Origin of the sequence: Maridesulfovibrio frigidus DSM 17176 (assembly GCF_000711735.1) — a bacterium.
In the GTDB taxonomy this organism is placed as follows: domain Bacteria; phylum Desulfobacterota; class Desulfovibrionia; order Desulfovibrionales; family Desulfovibrionaceae; genus Maridesulfovibrio; species Maridesulfovibrio frigidus.
The window spans coordinates 186934-203299 of sequence record NZ_JONL01000002.1 but is presented as its reverse complement, the minus strand read 5'-3'; the positions used below and the strand labels follow the sequence as shown (position 1 = coordinate 203299).

13 protein-coding genes are annotated in these 16366 nt (G+C 45.6%); all 13 read right to left on the bottom strand.

Features of this window, described 5'->3' with window-relative positions:
• Positions 1-382 precede the first annotated feature (382 nt).
• Complete coding sequence (locus BR06_RS0105145; protein WP_031480793.1) at positions 383-1774, bottom strand: sigma-54-dependent transcriptional regulator; 1392 nt, start codon at positions 1772-1774, stop codon at positions 383-385.
• Between the two features lie 3 nt (positions 1775-1777).
• Positions 1778-3490 carry a two-component system sensor histidine kinase NtrB gene (locus BR06_RS0105140; protein ID WP_031480791.1) on the bottom strand — a complete coding sequence of 571 codons (1713 nt, stop codon included), beginning with the start codon at positions 3488-3490 and terminating at the stop codon, positions 1778-1780.
• Positions 3491-3505: 15 nt separating this feature from the next.
• The gene (locus BR06_RS19170; RefSeq protein WP_034602871.1) at positions 3506-4396 is read right to left on the bottom strand and encodes a DUF4405 domain-containing protein; all 891 of its coding nucleotides are present in this window, start codon (positions 4394-4396) and stop codon (positions 3506-3508) included.
• A 167-nt stretch (positions 4397-4563) separates the two neighbouring features.
• The gene (locus BR06_RS0105130; protein ID WP_031480787.1) at positions 4564-5028 is read right to left on the bottom strand and encodes a Spy/CpxP family protein refolding chaperone; all 465 of its coding nucleotides are present in this window, start codon (positions 5026-5028) and stop codon (positions 4564-4566) included.
• A gap of 199 nt (positions 5029-5227) precedes the next feature.
• The gene (locus tag BR06_RS0105125; protein WP_031480785.1) at positions 5228-6913 is read right to left on the bottom strand and encodes a radical SAM protein; all 1686 of its coding nucleotides are present in this window, start codon (positions 6911-6913) and stop codon (positions 5228-5230) included.
• A 68-nt stretch (positions 6914-6981) separates the two neighbouring features.
• Positions 6982-8241 carry a cell division protein FtsZ gene (gene ftsZ / locus BR06_RS0105120; RefSeq protein ID WP_031480783.1) on the bottom strand — a complete coding sequence of 420 codons (1260 nt, stop codon included), beginning with the start codon at positions 8239-8241 and terminating at the stop codon, positions 6982-6984.
• An 87-nt stretch (positions 8242-8328) separates the two neighbouring features.
• Positions 8329-9558, bottom strand: a complete 1230-nt coding sequence (gene ftsA, locus BR06_RS0105115; protein WP_031480781.1) for a cell division protein FtsA — start codon at positions 9556-9558, stop codon at positions 8329-8331.
• Between the two features lie 39 nt (positions 9559-9597).
• The gene (locus BR06_RS0105110) at positions 9598-10464 is read right to left on the bottom strand and encodes a cell division protein FtsQ/DivIB (protein WP_031480779.1); all 867 of its coding nucleotides are present in this window, start codon (positions 10462-10464) and stop codon (positions 9598-9600) included.
• Complete coding sequence (gene murB, locus BR06_RS0105105) at positions 10461-11348, bottom strand: UDP-N-acetylmuramate dehydrogenase (RefSeq protein WP_031480777.1); 888 nt, start codon at positions 11346-11348, stop codon at positions 10461-10463. The genes BR06_RS0105110 and murB overlap by 4 nt, the downstream gene beginning before the upstream one ends.
• Positions 11349-11376: 28 nt before the next feature.
• Entirely contained in the window at positions 11377-12810 is a 1434-nt protein-coding gene (gene murC, locus BR06_RS0105100; protein ID WP_051676959.1) for a UDP-N-acetylmuramate--L-alanine ligase, read from the bottom strand.
• A gap of 53 nt (positions 12811-12863) precedes the next feature.
• Positions 12864-13946, bottom strand: coding sequence for an undecaprenyldiphospho-muramoylpentapeptide beta-N-acetylglucosaminyltransferase (gene murG / locus BR06_RS0105095; protein ID WP_031480773.1), 1083 nt, complete (start codon positions 13944-13946; stop codon positions 12864-12866).
• Entirely contained in the window at positions 13946-15061 is a 1116-nt protein-coding gene (ftsW, locus tag BR06_RS0105090; protein ID WP_031480772.1) for a putative lipid II flippase FtsW, read from the bottom strand. The genes murG and ftsW overlap by 1 nt, the downstream gene beginning before the upstream one ends.
• Entirely contained in the window at positions 15058-16362 is a 1305-nt protein-coding gene (gene murD / locus BR06_RS0105085; RefSeq protein WP_031480770.1) for a UDP-N-acetylmuramoyl-L-alanine--D-glutamate ligase, read from the bottom strand. Before murD ends, ftsW begins: the two co-directional genes overlap by 4 nt.
• Positions 16363-16366: the final 4 nt, after the last annotated feature.

Here is a 16366-nt window from a genome sequence, read left to right as displayed (position 1 = left end):
TTAATCCAGCTAAATTTTAATTTTGGAATTAGTCTTTTTCAGTCTTAAGAGTAGATAAATAAGAATAGTATGTCAAATATAGTGATTGTTGCAAATAAATCTGCATATTTTTTGTGCATTAGATTAAAAAAAAAGGTTTTTAAAAATTGATACATAAAATGGAGTGAACGCAGGCATGGTGGGGGATAAGGCCTTATCTAGAAAAAAAGTACAGGGAATATTTTATGAAATATCTAAGGAACATAATTGTTGTAGGATTGGATGATAAAAATATATTTTTATGACTTTTTAGAAAAAATGGCGAAAAAAAGGACAGTTCGAAAGAACTATCCTTTTTTTTTAATGATTCAGAAATATAAGGCTGTTTAGAACCGAGTAGTAACTATCTTCTGGTGAGACCGTATTTTTTAAGTTTGTATTGCAGTGTACGGCGGCTGATTCCTAATGCATCGGCTGTACGCTCACGGTGGTCCTGATTTGCTTCAAGGGCCGTAATTAGTGCTTGTCGTTCAGCGTCATCTAGTGGCGCGGAAGATGTTTTAGGGGGCAAGCCTGACGTCTCAGCTTGAGTTTCTCCCGCTGGAGTCGCTGTCGATGTGCCTGAGCTTAGTATTTGAGGCGGTAGTAGCTCTGTACCAAGTACCTCGGATCTACTGAGAATGATTGCTCGCTCAAGTACATTTTCAAGCTCACGAACATTTCCGGGCCAGCCGTAGCGGCTGAGTTCATCCAGAAAAGACGGACTTACTGAGCGCACTTTTTTATTGTTCTTTCGCCCTAGCTTTTCTAGCAGGTGTGCGACCAGTGCTGGAATATCACTGGGTCTTTCTCTTAAGGGCGGAATGCGGATTTCAAGAACTCCTAACCTGTAATATAAATCTTCGCGGAAGTTACCTTTTTCCACTTCCACTTTTAAGTCGCGGTTGGTCGCAGCGATTATGCGTACATCGGTTTCTACAGGTGCGACACTGCCTAGTGGTTCAACCACTTTTTCTTGAATAGCACGTAAAATTTTTGCTTGAAGAACTTGTTCCATTTCACCGATTTCATCTAGGAAAAGAGTGCCGCCGGAAGCTAGCTGGAATCTTCCGGGTTTATTGGTTGCGGCCCCTGTGAATGCCCCTTTTACGTAACCGAAGAGTTCGCTCTCGAGAAGATCTCCGGGAAGGGCGGCACAGTTTACCTTTATGAGTGGTTTGTCCGCTCTGTGGCTGGCGCGGTGGAGTCCTTCTGCAACTAGTTCCTTACCTGTTCCGGATTCACCGAGAACCAGAATAGTGGCTTCCGAAGGGCCGGCCTGCTCGATGAGTTCTTTTACATCGCGCATGGGCTGACTGTTACCAATCATTTTCTCTGTCGCCTCTACAGCTGATTTGAGACGTTCATTTTCATCTACGAGTCTGGAATAGTCGAGGGCCTTTGCCATCACTGCTTTCAGTTCTTCGTTGTCAGCAGGTTTTGTGAGGTAGTCGAAAGCACCATGTTTCATGGCAACTACTGCGGCACTTACATTGCCGTACGCTGTTAACATTATGACTGGGAGGCCGGGTATTTTTGCGTGAATTTCTTTCAGCAGAGTCATACCATCCATGCCGCCCATGCGCATATCAATCAGTGCAGTATTGAGCGTTAGGTTTGGAAGCATCGTAAGGGCTTCCTCTCCAGAAATTGCTTCGTGCACAGTCCAACCATCATCTTCAAGTACAGCTCTTATGAGCAGGCGAAGAGAAGGTTCATCATCAACTATGAGTACATTTTTATCGGTCATGGACATATATTATCCTTCATTACGGGGGCTTGGGAAGAAAAGTTCTACACAGGTTCCGGGAGAAGCGGAAGGTGAAATTGTGACACGTCCGCTATGGCCGCGCATTATAGTATTAACTATTGCTAGTCCGAGTCCTGTTCCTTTCGGCTTGTCGGTAAAGAATGGCTCAAGTGCGTGTTTGCGAACATCTTCCGGCATGCCCGGTCCATTATCGCATACGCTGATCCATACTCCGTGGTCATTTTTTTTTGCGTGTATAGAAATCTTTCCATCACCTTCAGGGACAGCATCAAGACTGTTCACCAGAAGATTTAACAATACCTGCCTGATGCTGTCAGGGTCAGCGTAAACCTCATTTACATCGAGACTATGTTCTAGTTCCGTGCCTTTATGTTCCAGATCAAAACCCATCAAAGTGTTCATTGAATCGCAAATTTCGCCGAGATTAACTATCTGTGGCTCAAGTTCGTGCGGTTTTGATAAATATAGTAAGTCCGTAACAACACGGTTCAACCTGTCAGCTTCTTCAAGCATGGTTTTTGCGTATGTTCCATAAGGCTTTTCATCTTTTAGTTTCTCTGCAAAAAGTTGCGCAAATCCACGTAGGGAACTGAGTGGGTTGCGGATTTCATGTGCGACACCCGCTGCAAGTGATCCTATTGAGGCTAGCCTACGTGCTTCGTTAAGATCGTCTTCAAGCTCGGCAATATCGGTTTTGTCCCGGATGATGACCATTGTGCGGACATCTGCGGGGCTGTCGAAATATTGGAAAAATAGCAACTCTAGGTTAATTCCGTTAAGCTTCACTCTTTCCCACAGCACAGCCCCTCTGCGAAATTCCTGAAGAGAATCGAAAGCAAATTCCTTCCAGTCCCGCCCGACAAGCGGGGCCTTTTCATTCGCGCTCAATAAAGTATGCGCTGAGCCATTGGCTGCCAGAATTTTCCCGTCAGGGGATAAGGTCAGCAGTCCATCCGGCATGTGATCCAGAAGATTGGCCTGAAACCGTTCGAGTTTAACAAGTTGTTTGTCCTGCTCGCGGCGTTTAAAATAAGCAAGAGCCAGTAACCACAGTACAAAGCCGGCAATAAAGACATATCCTGTTTGAATAAGCGCCGCACGTTTATATTGTTTAAATTGAGCTAGATGTTTCTCGGCATTAAGCACCAGCAAAAGGTAGGTTTGCCGTTCCTGCGGTGGTAGGAAGCGCTGGTCTTTATGTCCATATAGTCTCAGCAGGTGAGGTTGGCCAACGGTTCCATATAGTAAGGAAGCCTTATCATTGATTATGACCGGAGTGCTGGACTCTCTAAGTGACCGGATCATATTAAATATTGTTGGGGGGGGAGTGAATTTTGATGCTATTTTATTTTGTCCAACGATAATCAGTGGCTTATCGTCTGGTCCATATAATCCGATGAATAGCAGGTCTCCCTGCGCGACCATTTCTCTAAAAAGCTCTCTTGCCGCTGGCGCAAGATTTTCCTGCGCCTGATGACTTTTCATACCTTGTCGACGCATTCTGCGCATCCCTTCGGCTAGCTGAATATCAAGTCCTCGGGTAATGGATTTTGCAGAAAGCAGCATGTGTTCAAATACAGTCTGTTGCATTTGACGCAGGTTTTGCCACGTAAGGTAAAGACTTCCGGCTCCGAGTAATAACAGAGCCAGAAGCGCTAAAGCCAGCGGAAGTTTATGTGATCTTTTAGAGCTTAATTCCATAAATATTCTATTGCGTTAGGGGTGTAGAAGTTTTCCGATCTCTCGCGGAGAGTTCATGTCAAGCATTCCGGCAATGTCTCGGATGGGTGTAGACTTGTCAACAACAGCACCTTCTTTTTCAAGTATTGCTAGAGCAGTGTTTAATTCGATATTCTGTCTTTCACAGTATTGTTCCAGAGTCAGCTTGCCGAGTCCCATGCCAGCTGCGCCGTTTTCGTGGGCTTCATTCTTAGGGGCTGGTTTAGCCTTAGCATCGTTTTCGTGTGTAGCTTCATTCTTTTTATGGGAGTCAGTTTTCTTAGTTGCACCCGGCTGATCTTTTAGTATTATTTCATGTAGCTCTTTAGGTGTAATCCCTGCCTTTCCGGCCAGTTCTTTGAGGGACTGCTTCGGAGATTCAACAGCTATCTGTGCTGCTTTAAGAGAAGCTATTGCCTTATCAGCATCAAGACCCATGCGTTTGCAAAATACACCAAGTGAGCTGAGCTCCGCATGTCCGTATGGCGGTACACCGTATTTTACTGCGCCCTGATCTTTTAAATGTGCAGAAAATTCGAGTATATTATTCATAGGTGGTACACCTGCGACGGCGCCAATGACGACATAAAGCGTAATGATAAGACTAATGAAAAACGCAGGAGAAGAAAAGTTTGCGGCACCCGATTTTTTTTTGAGGTAAGCCATAATAGGTTTCCAGTTCAGCCAGATATGCAGAATGGATGCGACAAGGAAAAGAACTCCTGTACATATATGAATGTCGCCCCATTGTTCTTTGCTTAGCCCAAGTAAATTCCAATTTGCCCAGTATGCAACGCGGCCCTGAGGCACGAGATAAAGAACAACACTTGTTATGGATAGGATGATTATCGAGAAAAAACTTACCAGTGAAGTGATTTTTCTAAACATAGGATGCTCCTGTAGTGAAAAATTTTGACGTAATTACTGAAACCAAAATTTATATAGCTTAAACACTACCATGATAGAAAGTACAATTAACAAAAAAAGGAGGACTGAAAAGTCCTCCTTTTTACCCGTTTTCCTAATTCTGTGTAGATGAACGCTAATTAAATCATTTAAGAGTTAAGACCGGGGCAGTTCTGTGATCCAGAGCCACCGCAATTACTGCGAGACCTCTTTCCACATCCGTTCTTGCCACCCCTAGGACCCATTCCTGCTGCAGGAAATGTCAGGCCGGTTTCTTTTTCAATCTCTGAAGCCATCTGCTTATGGGCTGCATACATTTTATCTCTTGTTTCAGAGAGATCTTTCACGAGTGCGTGGATTGTTTCTTTATCTGCTTTGCCGGATTCGACAAGAGCATTTAGTTCTGTACGCTTTGCCCACTGTTGGCTTTTCAACTTTTCGAAAGTTGGTTCGTAATTCTTTATGATAGCTTGAACTTGCTGCTGTTTTTCAGGTGTCAGTTGTTCATAAGCGTCCCAATTGCCGCCGCCGTGGTAACCACCACGAGCCATAGCTACAGCTGCGATTGAAAGTATGAATATTGCTAATAATGGGATCAAGGTTTTCTTTGTCATCTGATCTCCTGCGGTTAAATGTTGTTGCCCTCTCAGGATTACTTAAAGCAGTATGCGTGCCAAAGTAATAAGTAGCATTATTGCAGGTGATTATAGAAAACAGGTCAAGGTTGGATTATAGGTATGTGCATGAATATGCACAAAGGGTTGCACAAGTGCAGGTGGTAAGGAGAACGTGCAATGCTTAGTAGGGAGTGGTTTATTCGCTAAGCCACTTTTGCATTCCACACATTTTACACTCTTCACATCCCTTAGCTGGACAGGGCGGAGTTAATACTGCTTTCTGGTATCGTTCCCATTCGCGCCATAAGTATGATTTATTTATGCCCGTATCAATGAAATCCCATGGGAGCGGGGTTTCTTTATCTAAATTGTGGTCTATGAATTTTTCAAGGTCGCCTTCGTAATATTTGAAGGCTTTTTTCCATCCGCCTTTCTCGGCAGCGATCATAATAAATTTATGTAGTTCTTCATTACCGCGAGCGAGTATGCCCTGCAATCTCGCTTGAAAAGGTGAATCGCCTGAAAATGCTATTCCCTTATATTTCTTAGTGAGGGATTTAACTTTAGTCAGGATATCTTTGAGATCTTTTTCAGGTGGCATCGCGGCCCACTGCAACGGGGTCCACGGTTTTGGAACAAGGCAACTGGCTCCTAAGGTGATGCGCATGTATTGTTTTTTCTTATTGCCCTGACCACGGCTGCGAGCCTGATCTATCTTCTCAAGCATTTCTGATAATTCTTCGTAGTCTTCTTCTGTCTCACCGGGCCAGCCCACAATGATGTAAATCCGTAAATGGTTTACGCCTTTGGATGCGCATAGTTCAACTGCATTAAGGAAATCTTCTTCCTTTAAATTTTTATTTGTAGAGTCGCGCAGTCTTTTGCTTGCACCTTCAAGAGCTAGTGTAACAGTGCGCACACCGGAGGCTCTCAATATATCGAGCAATTCTACTGTAAGTCCATCAGCTCGCACTGAGGATAGCGAAAATTTTGTTTTCCTGTTTTTGAGCCAGTTAATATATGGAACAAGGTCGGGCCAATCAGTAAGAGCAGTGCCCACGAGGCCGACTTTAGGGGGATCAGCAAGTTCAACTATTTCTTTCAACTGGTCGATTGAAGCATGCCTTGGCGGTCTATAAATGTATCCCGCTGCGCAGAATCTGCACCCGTAAGGGCAGCCTCTGTTTACTTCAACCAAAAACATATCTTTAAATACTGCTTCGGGACTGATGAAGCATGAGTACGCTGGAGACGTAAGAACAGGAACCTGCTCGTTATTATTACCGATAGCAGGGGGTACAACAGCTCTTTTGACCTGATTTGTTGTTTTGCCGGGTACATATACACCGGGTCTGTCTTTTATCAGGTCAAGAAAGTCATCTTTGCTTCCACCATTAAAAATATGGTGCTTAAGCTCTATACATAAATCCTTGAGACCTGCTTCGGCTTCTCCTACCCAGAAAAGATCGAAAAAGGGCGCAATTGGAGCTGGGTTCAGAAATGCAACCGGGCCTCCGGCCATGACCAGAGGGAAGCCCGGGCGTTCCGCCGCAAGCGGTGGAACGCCCGAATCTTTCAGCATTCTAACTGGGTGGAGGTACTCCTCCTCGAAGTTGATGCTGAAACCGATCAGGGGAAACTCGGACAGTTCTTTGTCACTGTCCATGGAAACAGCCGATTTTCCAGGGTCGCCTAGAAAGAACCTTTCAACTGCCAATCCTTCGTCAGGAGCAAGCAGGCGATAAACAGCCTGCCACCCTAATGTGGATAAAGCAGCTCCCTTTCTGCCGGGGAAGACTAGGGCCGTGGGCAGACGTCCACCAGTCTCTTCAGCAGCGGGTTCTTCACGCCCGTAATAGAAGAAATCTTCTTCTACAGACATAGAGCAGGTTCCAGGGCGGCTTGTTTTAATCGAGCTGATTCCATATTAATATTCATATGCAAGCAGGATTAGTCAGCCTGTTTGCGAATGAAAGTAGGAACTTCAAAATCGTCATCATCGTGGAATATGAATTCTTCTCCACCTGAATTTGCTGCAGATTTAACCTGTGCAGGTTCAGGATTTCCCGCTGCTTCGGCAGGTTTAGCACCAGCGCGTAGGTAAGCAGGAATAGAGCGATCTTCCTCGGAATGAGCATTTCCAAGATGTCTTACATTATTGTGGTCAACTTGCTTTGAAGCCATGCCTCTAGGAGTCAGGTTAGAACGTTTCGGCTGTCCCATTTCGACTACAGGCTGAGCAGGAATCTGATTCACATCTTCGATTCCGGTTGCAATAACGGTGATACGCATTTCATCACCTACATCTGGGTCAAATACAGTCCCGAAGAAAATCTGAGCATCTTCGTGAGCTTCTTCATAAATAATATTAGCTGCTTCACTTACTTCATCGATGGTCATGTCAGGTGAACATGTAATGTTGATGAGTACGCCTTTTGCGCCATCAATTGAAACATCTTCGAGTAGAGGTGATGTGATAGCTTTCATTGCTGCTTCACGTGCTCTGTTTTCGCCGCGAGCGATTCCTGTTCCCATGAGAGCAAGACCGGAGCTGGACATAACAGCCTGAACATCAGCGAAGTCAAGGTTGATTAAACCGTGAACTGTAATGAGGTCTGCAATACCCTTAACACCGTAGTAGAGCACTTCATCAGCCTTTTTCAGCATTTCAGAGAAAGCTGCTTTTTTAGCTGCGAGCTGCAAGAGTCGGTCATTAGGAATAGTAATAATTGAATCGACAACGTTTTTGAGTTCTTCAATGCCTTTTTCAGCTTGAAGAAGACGACGTTTGCCTTCGAAATAAAATGGCTTGGTAACGACAGCTACGGTAAGTGCCCCAGCTTCTTTAGCAATCTGAGCGATTACTGGGGCCGCGCCTGTTCCGGTTCCGCCGCCCATGCCGGCAGTAACGAAAACCATATCACAATCGCTGACAAGTTCGCGAATCTGGTCGATGCTTTCGAGGGCCGCATTTTTACCGATATCTGGATTAGCTCCGGCTCCAAGACCTTTGGTCAATTGGTCGCCTAGCTGAATTTTGTATTCTGCAAGAGATTTGTTGATATCCTGAACATCTGTATTTGCAGCAATAAAGCGCACACCAGTTAAAGCGGACTGAATCATGTTGTTGATAGCATTACCGCCACCACCACCACAACCGATTACCTTAATCTTAGCATGACCGTCGTTTTCGATTTCCATGTAATCCATCATCATTTTTCCTTCCCCTGTTAAGCTTCCATTAATTTGAATTCCCGGTGATCGAGTCCGGGAAAGCCTTCACCGAAACAGCCGTGACTAAGCTATGTCGGAGAACCATTTACGCATCCTGCCCAGAATGCGGTTGAAAACATTTTCGTCGCGAATACGGAAAACCTGTTCAGAACTGCCTTCTTTTTCTGCTCCGTACATAAGAAGACCTACTGCTGTTGCATATTTCGGACTGTGAACAACGTCTTTGAGACCGCCGATCCCAGCCGGGTAGCCGATGCGTACTGGCAAGTCGAAGACTTGTTCAGCAAGCTCCTGCATACCGTCTACAAGTGAAGTCCCCCCCGTGAGCACTACACCTGCAGCAATCAGGTTCTTGTAACCGCTACGAACTAATTCCTGATCAACAAGTGCAATAATTTCTTCACAACGAGGCTCACATATTTCAGCAAGTACGCGTTTAGACATTTTGCGGTGATCACGCCCACCAACAGAAGGTACTTCGATTGTCTCATCATTTGTGACGAGATCTGTCAGAGCTGTTCCGTATTTAACTTTGATCTGCTCAGCTGAACCCATAGGAGTTCTAAGGCCGAAAGCAATATCATTGGTCAGGTTATTGCCCCCCAGAGCTATAACCGAGGTGTGCTTAATTGAGTCGTTAGCAAAAATTGCGAGATCAGTTGTGCCGCCTCCGATATCAATGATTGCAACGCCGATTTCTCTTTCTTCTTCAGAAAGAACAGCCTTGCTTGATGCCAAGGATTCGAGAACGATGTCAGAAACATCCAGCCCCGAACGGTGACATGATCTAATGATATTCTGAGCAGAAGTTACTGCACCTGTTACGATGTGCACTTTAACTTCAAGGCGAACGCCAGCCATACCAAGTGGGTCAGCAATGCCGCGTTGGTCGTCGACTATAAATTCTTGCGGCAGAGTGTGAATGACTTCTCTGTCGAGTGGGATAGCTACGGCTTTAGCCGCGTCAATTACTCTATCCACATCTTTTTGAGTTACTTCTCCGCCTTTAACAGCAATGACTCCGTGGCTGTTAAAGCCTTTGATGTGGCTTCCGGCGATACCTGCGTATACTGAGCGGATTTCACAGCCAGCCATCAGCTCAGCTTCTTCAAGAGCTTTTTTGATGGACTGCACTGTTTGCTCGATATTGACTACAACTCCTTTACGAAGGCCTGTAGAAGGCGCAGTGCCGATACCGACGATGTCAACACCGTCCGCAGTGGCTTCTCCAACCACAGCACATATCTTGGTGGTGCCTACGTCGAGACCGACTATCAGATCAGATTTGGCCATACTCTTTTCTCCTCATCATCTTAAATATAGGGACATTTCTCATTGCGATGTGCTCATGCCGGGAGTCTTTTTTTCAACCCAGACTCTACCTTTTCCGACTGATATTGTCGCAACATTCCTGAACTCTCCCCTGTGTTTGAGGTCGTTCCAAACGGTGTTCAGGTGTGAAAGCTGTTCTTGCCAGTTGTTCAACTCCAGCCGTACCGTCAGGCCTAAGTTGTCCATAAAAATTTCCATCCTGTTGCCGCCTTTAATGTCGATCCATGCAATTTGACCAGGATCAAAAGGAAGCTCTCTTCTGCTCAGCACAGCCATAAATTTAGGCAGTATTTCAGCCTTCTCCATAGCATCCGACTCAATGTTTAAAAAAGGCAATGAGGCGAATTTTCCCGGTGCTACGGGTGCGATTAGTTCCCCAGAACTGTCGCAATAGAAAAGTTTGTCACTTTGTCTGACCATGAATTGCGGTGATTTCTCCCGCACATGTATGAACAGACTTCCCGGCAATTCGCGCTTTACAGCTGCGGATTTAATCCAGTTGTTAGCGCTGAGTCTGCTTTCTACATCTCCGATATTAACGGCCAGACTATTTTTATTCAGTCCAACATCCGAAATGCCGAGGATCTCACCGTAAGTTAAACGATGGTTGCCTGTTACTTTGATATCTTGCAGAGCAAAGTAGGGGTGAGCTGTCAGCCAACGATATCCGGCAAGGCATCCAAGTCCTAGGACTGCGAGCATAAGTAAGCATACTGACGAAATGCATGTCGTACGGAACATTCCTGAAAGCACTTCTGAAAGCGGGCGAGACGGATTATTGCGCATCTTGTTGACATTGCGGCCCCGTTTTTTCCTGTCCACGTGATTCAGGTTGAGACGGCTTTTGCTTAATTTAACAACGCTCATTGTAGTATTATTACCTCCGACTCAAGGGTTACACCGAACTTTTTCAAAACGGCTTCTGTGGCCATATCCAACAGTTCCAAGGCTTCAGCCCCTGTCCCACTTCCTTTATTAACCAAGAAATTTGCATGCATTTCCGAGAAAGCCATACCGCCGATGGTTTTACCCTTGAATCCGGCATCATCGAGAAGTTTGCCCGCGCTATGTCCTTCTGGATTCTTGAAAACACAACCCGCGGTTTTCTCTAAAACAGGCTGTGAACTTTTCTTTTTAGCGAAAACATCCTGAACATTCTTTTTAACTTCATCTTCGGTAGATCTGTTGAACTTGAATTCAGCCTCCCATACCAAGGTGAACTCATCTGTTCCGGCAGAAAAGTGCCTGTAACCAAAATCCATCTCGTCAACATTCATCCAGAACAGACCTTTACTGGGAGTCCATAGCCTTGCTTTAGTTATGGACGCGGCAATGTCGGTTCCGTAGGATCCAGCGTTCATCGCAATGCTTCCGCCCACTGATCCCGGAATCCCCGCTAGACCTTCCATTCCACTTAGACCGTTTCGTATGAGGAAAGCTAGCAATCCTGGAAGTCTTGTGTCTGCCGAAACTCTGACGGTAATGTCACGAGTATCATCCTCAGAAAATTCAGGTGCAACCTTATTTGCAAGATCCACATTCACGAAGGCGTAGTTAAGTTTGCCATCTGCTGCGAGCATATTACTTCCTTCACCGATAGCGATAAGACCTACTGCTTCTTTCTCATGAAAGATAGACAGTTCTTCTAATCCCGCTTCGTCCCGCACTTTTGCAAGAGCTCTGGCAGTTCCGCCTATACCTAAAGAGGTAAGGTCTGCCATTTTCGGTTCGTGAAGTAATTCAAGCATCATTACTTTTCCTTTGCCATTACTTATCGCTTTACAGCGAAGTAACTGTTTCCGAGTTTGTGGTTTCAGAAGTGGAAGTTGAGCTGTCTCCAGATCCTTTTTCTAGATGTTTCAAAAAGTTTTCGCCGATGCGATAAACCGAACCTGCTCCCTGAGTGATAAAAACGTCACCTGCTTTAAGGATTTTAGGCAGTTCATTTTCCATCATTTCAAAGTCAGGGTAAAAACGTACTTTCGTAGAGCTGACCTGTCTGATTCCTTGCGCCAAAGACATTCCGTTCACGCCTGGAATCGGTGATTCAGAAGCTGGGTAAATTTCTGTTAACAAGAGCTCGTCAGCCAATTCGAAAGTTTTGCAGAAGTCTCCGAAGAGAGCTTGCGTGCGGGTAAATCTGTGCGGCTGAAATGCTATAACCAATCTTCTGGTCGGGTAACAAGCCTTTGCTGTCTCAATGGTTGCTTTGATTTCTGCCGGATGGTGTCCGTAATCATCAATAACCAGAATCCCTTTGCATTCGCCTTTCTTCTCAAATCTGCGCCCGACTCCCATGAAGTTCGAGAGCCCTTCCAGAATTGCTTTTTTGTCAATACCAGTCTCAAGAGCAACGCCGATTGCACCCAGAGCATTCAGCACATTGTGCTTGCCGGGTTGAGCTAGTGAAACTTCACCTAGTAATTCATCATCAAGGAAAACTTTAAACAGGCTACGAACTTCACAGGACAAAATCTCTGCTCTAAGCCTATTCTGCTTTTCAAAACCGTATGACATACAAGGTCTCTTGATAGATGGCAGAAGCCTTTTAACCCCGGGATCATCTCCGCAGACTATGTTCATTCCGTAGAATGGAATGGAATTCATAAACTGTCTGAATGAGTTGTCGATGGCATCCTGATCTTTGTAAAAGTCCATGTGATCCATATCAATGTTAGTGACAACAGTGATGATCGGGGACAGGCAAAGAAAAGATCCGTCAGACTCATCAGCTTCGGCAATAAGGAACTGCCCTTCGCCAAGGCGTGCATTGCTGCCGAAAGTGTTCAGTTTCCCGCCGATGATAACGGTAGGATCCAGCTCGGCTTCTGTAAATATTGTAGCGAGCAGTGAGGTGGTCGTTGTTTTACCATGGGTTCCGGCAATAGCTATCCCTGTGCGGAGGCGCATCAGTTCGGCTAGCATTTCCGCTCTTGGAATAATCGGAATTCCAAGTTCCCTAGCTTTAACAATCTCAGGGTTGTCGTCTGAAATTGCTGTAGACTTGACCACAACATCAGCATCGGTGACGTTTTCCGCACCGTGCCCGATAAAAATTTGTGCTCCAATTTTAAGGAGACGTTTAACGGGATCTCCCGCCGCTAAATCCGATCCTGTAACGGTAAAGCCCATGTTGATCAGAACTTCAGCAATTCCGCTCATGCCGGAACCGCCGATTCCTATCATATGAATGGTGCCGACTCTACTGCGCATAATGGGACATGCTTTGTCCATGTGTGCTGGTACACTAGGTCCTTCTGCTGCGATCATGCCAAACCTCCCGTTTTTTTCATGCGAATAATTACTTCTAAGCCGCTCACTATTGCGGATGCGGCTTCGGGGCGTGCAAATTTAAGTGCTTGATTCCCCATTTTATCGAGAGCGTCTTCGTCTCTAAGTAAGTTCATTATTTGATGAGCCAGTTTTTTACCTGTTAGTTCATTTTGCGGAATAACTATTGCGGCCCCGATTTTTTCAAGGTGCTGAGCGTTTCCAGTTTGATGATCATGCGTAGCATGCGGATACGGGATGAAAATCGCTGGTTTGCCTGCTGCCGCTATTTCGAAAACTGTTGAAGCACCGGATCTGCAAACGACAAGCTGAGCCTCTGCGTAAGCGGCAGACATATCATATATGAAAGGTGAGACAGCAAGTGCATTCACGGATGCCTTTTTGTACTCGCTTTTGACCCTTTCGAAGTCTGTTTTGCCAGTTTGGTGCCGCATATTTATGTCTTCCATTTTTAGTAGTGGAAGCGCTTCAATGATTGCATCATTGATAGCTTGTGCTCCCTGACTTCCACCAAAAACCAGAATACTTCTTTCCTTTGCTTTGCTCGCAAAATCAATGATTTCTTTGCGAACAGGGTTCCCCACAACATCAACTTTGTCTGGGGAGAAAAAGCCTTTTGTATCTTCGAAAGAGGCAAAAACAGTTTTAACGACTTTACCCAGTATCCGGTTTGATATTCCGGGAATGCTGTTTTGCTCATGAATGGCCGTGGGAACTCCGAGCATCCATCCAGCTAATACTGGGCTGAATCCTGCGTATCCTCCGAATCCTATAATGGCATCAGGCTTAAAGCTGACGATTTCTTTTATTGCGTAGGCCAATGCTTTAAATATCCAGAAAGATCCGAAAATTCTTTTTAATCCGCCGCCCATAACCCCTTTGGCAGGAAGATCCTTAAACGTGATGTCTGCACGTTTGACCATGTCACCTTCCGGCCCTGCACCCCCAAGGAAAAGGATTTCACACTGTGGATATTTTTCCTGAATATTGGCTGCAACAGCCAAAGCTGGAAAAACGTGTCCGCCTGTTCCGCCAGTAGTTAGAATTACGCGCTGCATTATACTTTCCCCCTGGATAAATTCAGGAGAATGCCAATGGCGATGCATGAAATAATTAAGCTTGATCCACCGTAACTGACGAAAGGCATTGGAACTCCTTTCGGAGGAACCGTCCCCATCACAACAGCCAGATTCAAAATGAATCCGAGGCCTAACATTATGGTCATTCCGTAAGCTGTGAATCTGTCTTGCAAGTTTTCTTGTGCTAAAGCTATTTTAAAGCCTCTCCAGAGCAAAAATCCGATTACAATCATTACAATCGTGACGCCGATGAATCCAAGTTCTTCGCCGACAACAGCCATAATAAAATCGTTGTGTGCTTCTGGAAGAAAGAAAAGTTTCTGTTTACCTGCGCCAAGTCCTTGGCCGAAAACATTCCCTGATCCAAAAGCGTATAGAGACTGCACAAGCTGATAGCCTTCGTTTTGTGCGCTTTTAAACGGATCCATGAAAGCAGTCATGCGTTTTAGTCTGTATGGAGAACTCGTAATCAGTAGATAACCTGCGCCCCCTGCGAATAGAAGGGAGGTCAGCAGATATGAAATTCGTGTTCCGCCTACAAGGGACATGAAAAATAAGATCATGCAGAGAAATACTGATCCACCGAAGTCCGGCTGGAGCATCAGTAGAAGGCATAAAGCGCCTGTAATGGCGAATGGCGGTAGAAAGCCGATGCTGAACGACTTAATTCTGTCCTGCTTGCGGGAGAAAAAGTAAGCAAGATAAAGCACCAGCGCTGGCTTACAAAACTCAAGCGGCTGAATGCGTATGGGGCCGAATGCAATCCAGCGCTTAGCACCCCCTGCAGCCACGGAAAGAGGAGTGAAATCACTGAGCATCAGCAGTACGAACGCTGCCATAAGCCAGATGTAAACCAAATTGTAGAAAAAGGCTTTGGGCAGGCGCGAACATAGGTACATCATAAATGTACCGGCGCACAGGAAGATCGCCTGTTTTCTGAAAAACAGGTACTTATCATCGAAAAACCGTTCAGCCATAATGCCACTGGCAGAAAGGACCATCATAAGCCCGAAGCACGCGAGCAATAGTGCCGCGCCAAGGAGCCAGTAGTCTAAGCGTTCCGGTTTATCGGATAGTGTCTTCTTTTTATTCAAGACAGTTCCTCCATGATCCGTTTGAAATCATTGCCTCTAGCCACATATCCTGAGTAAGCGTCAAAACTAGCTGTGGCGGGGGAGAGTAGGATAGTATCTCCTTCACTGGAATTCGCGAAAAGAGCATTTACAGCCTTTTCAAGATTCTCATGCCACGAAATTTTAAAATCATTCGCCAGAGGAGCTTCAAAGTGCTCTCTGCCTGCGCCGAAAATTGCTACTTCTGCGACCTTTCCTTTCATTGCCGGAATTAGATCTGCAACATTTCCGCCTTTAAAAACACCGCCGAGTAAAAGTCTTATTGGTGCGTTAAAGCTGCCCAGTGCGGCAACAACCGCATCAAGGTTGGTTCCTTTGGAGTCATCAATAAAAGTAACTCCGTTCACGGTTCCAATATTGTCTATGCGGTGTGCTTTCCCTTTAAAGGAATCTAGACCCGCTTGAAATTCTTCTATGGTCAGGCCGAACTTTTCCAGTGCAAGCCATGCCGCTTCAATATTTGAGCGGTTATGTTTGCCTGGCAGGTTTGGCTGCTCTTTGAACATTTCTCCGCCAAACCATTTGACAGTGGCTTTGGTAAATTCTGCCGGATTAAGCTCATCGCGCATTGCTTTTGGTAAAATAGCCAAAGCATCAGATGGTTGACGTTCGAAAATTTTAAGCTTCGCACTGACGTATTCATCCATGTCCAAATGGTAATCCAGATGGTTGGCTGAAATGTTGAGCAGTATAGCCGCATCTGGTCTGAATAGATGACAGTTCTGCAGCTGAAAGCTCGAAACTTCCAGAACAAGGATATCGGACTGTCCTTTAGCAAGGATATACTCAGAAAGCGGAGTGCCGTAGTTGGCTCCGGCGAAAACAGTCTTGCCGGAATATTCCAGAATATGAGTGATCAATGCTGTGGTTGTCGTTTTACCGTTGGTTCCCGTAATGGCTATTTTCGGTTCATCGGCAAACCATGAAGCTAGCTCAAGTTCGGAGATTATTTTGCGTTCCGGCAAATCACCGATCATTGGCACAATCTTTCTGACTGGAATACCGGGGCTGACAACAATGACTTCTGCGCCTGCAAATTGCTCGGGACACGCAGGGCCGACCATAAGTTCAGCCTTCGGTCCAAGTCCTTTCAGAATGTCTTCAGTGAGGCTCGTGTTTTCGTCAACAATGCGCACAGTCGCACCAAGGGCATGGAGCAACCTTGCGGCGGCAATCCCTGAGCGTCCGGCTCCCGCAACAATTGCGAGGCGGTCTGTAAACATGCGGGTCGTAGTGACCTTTTTGACGAATTCGCTGTCCATTTCC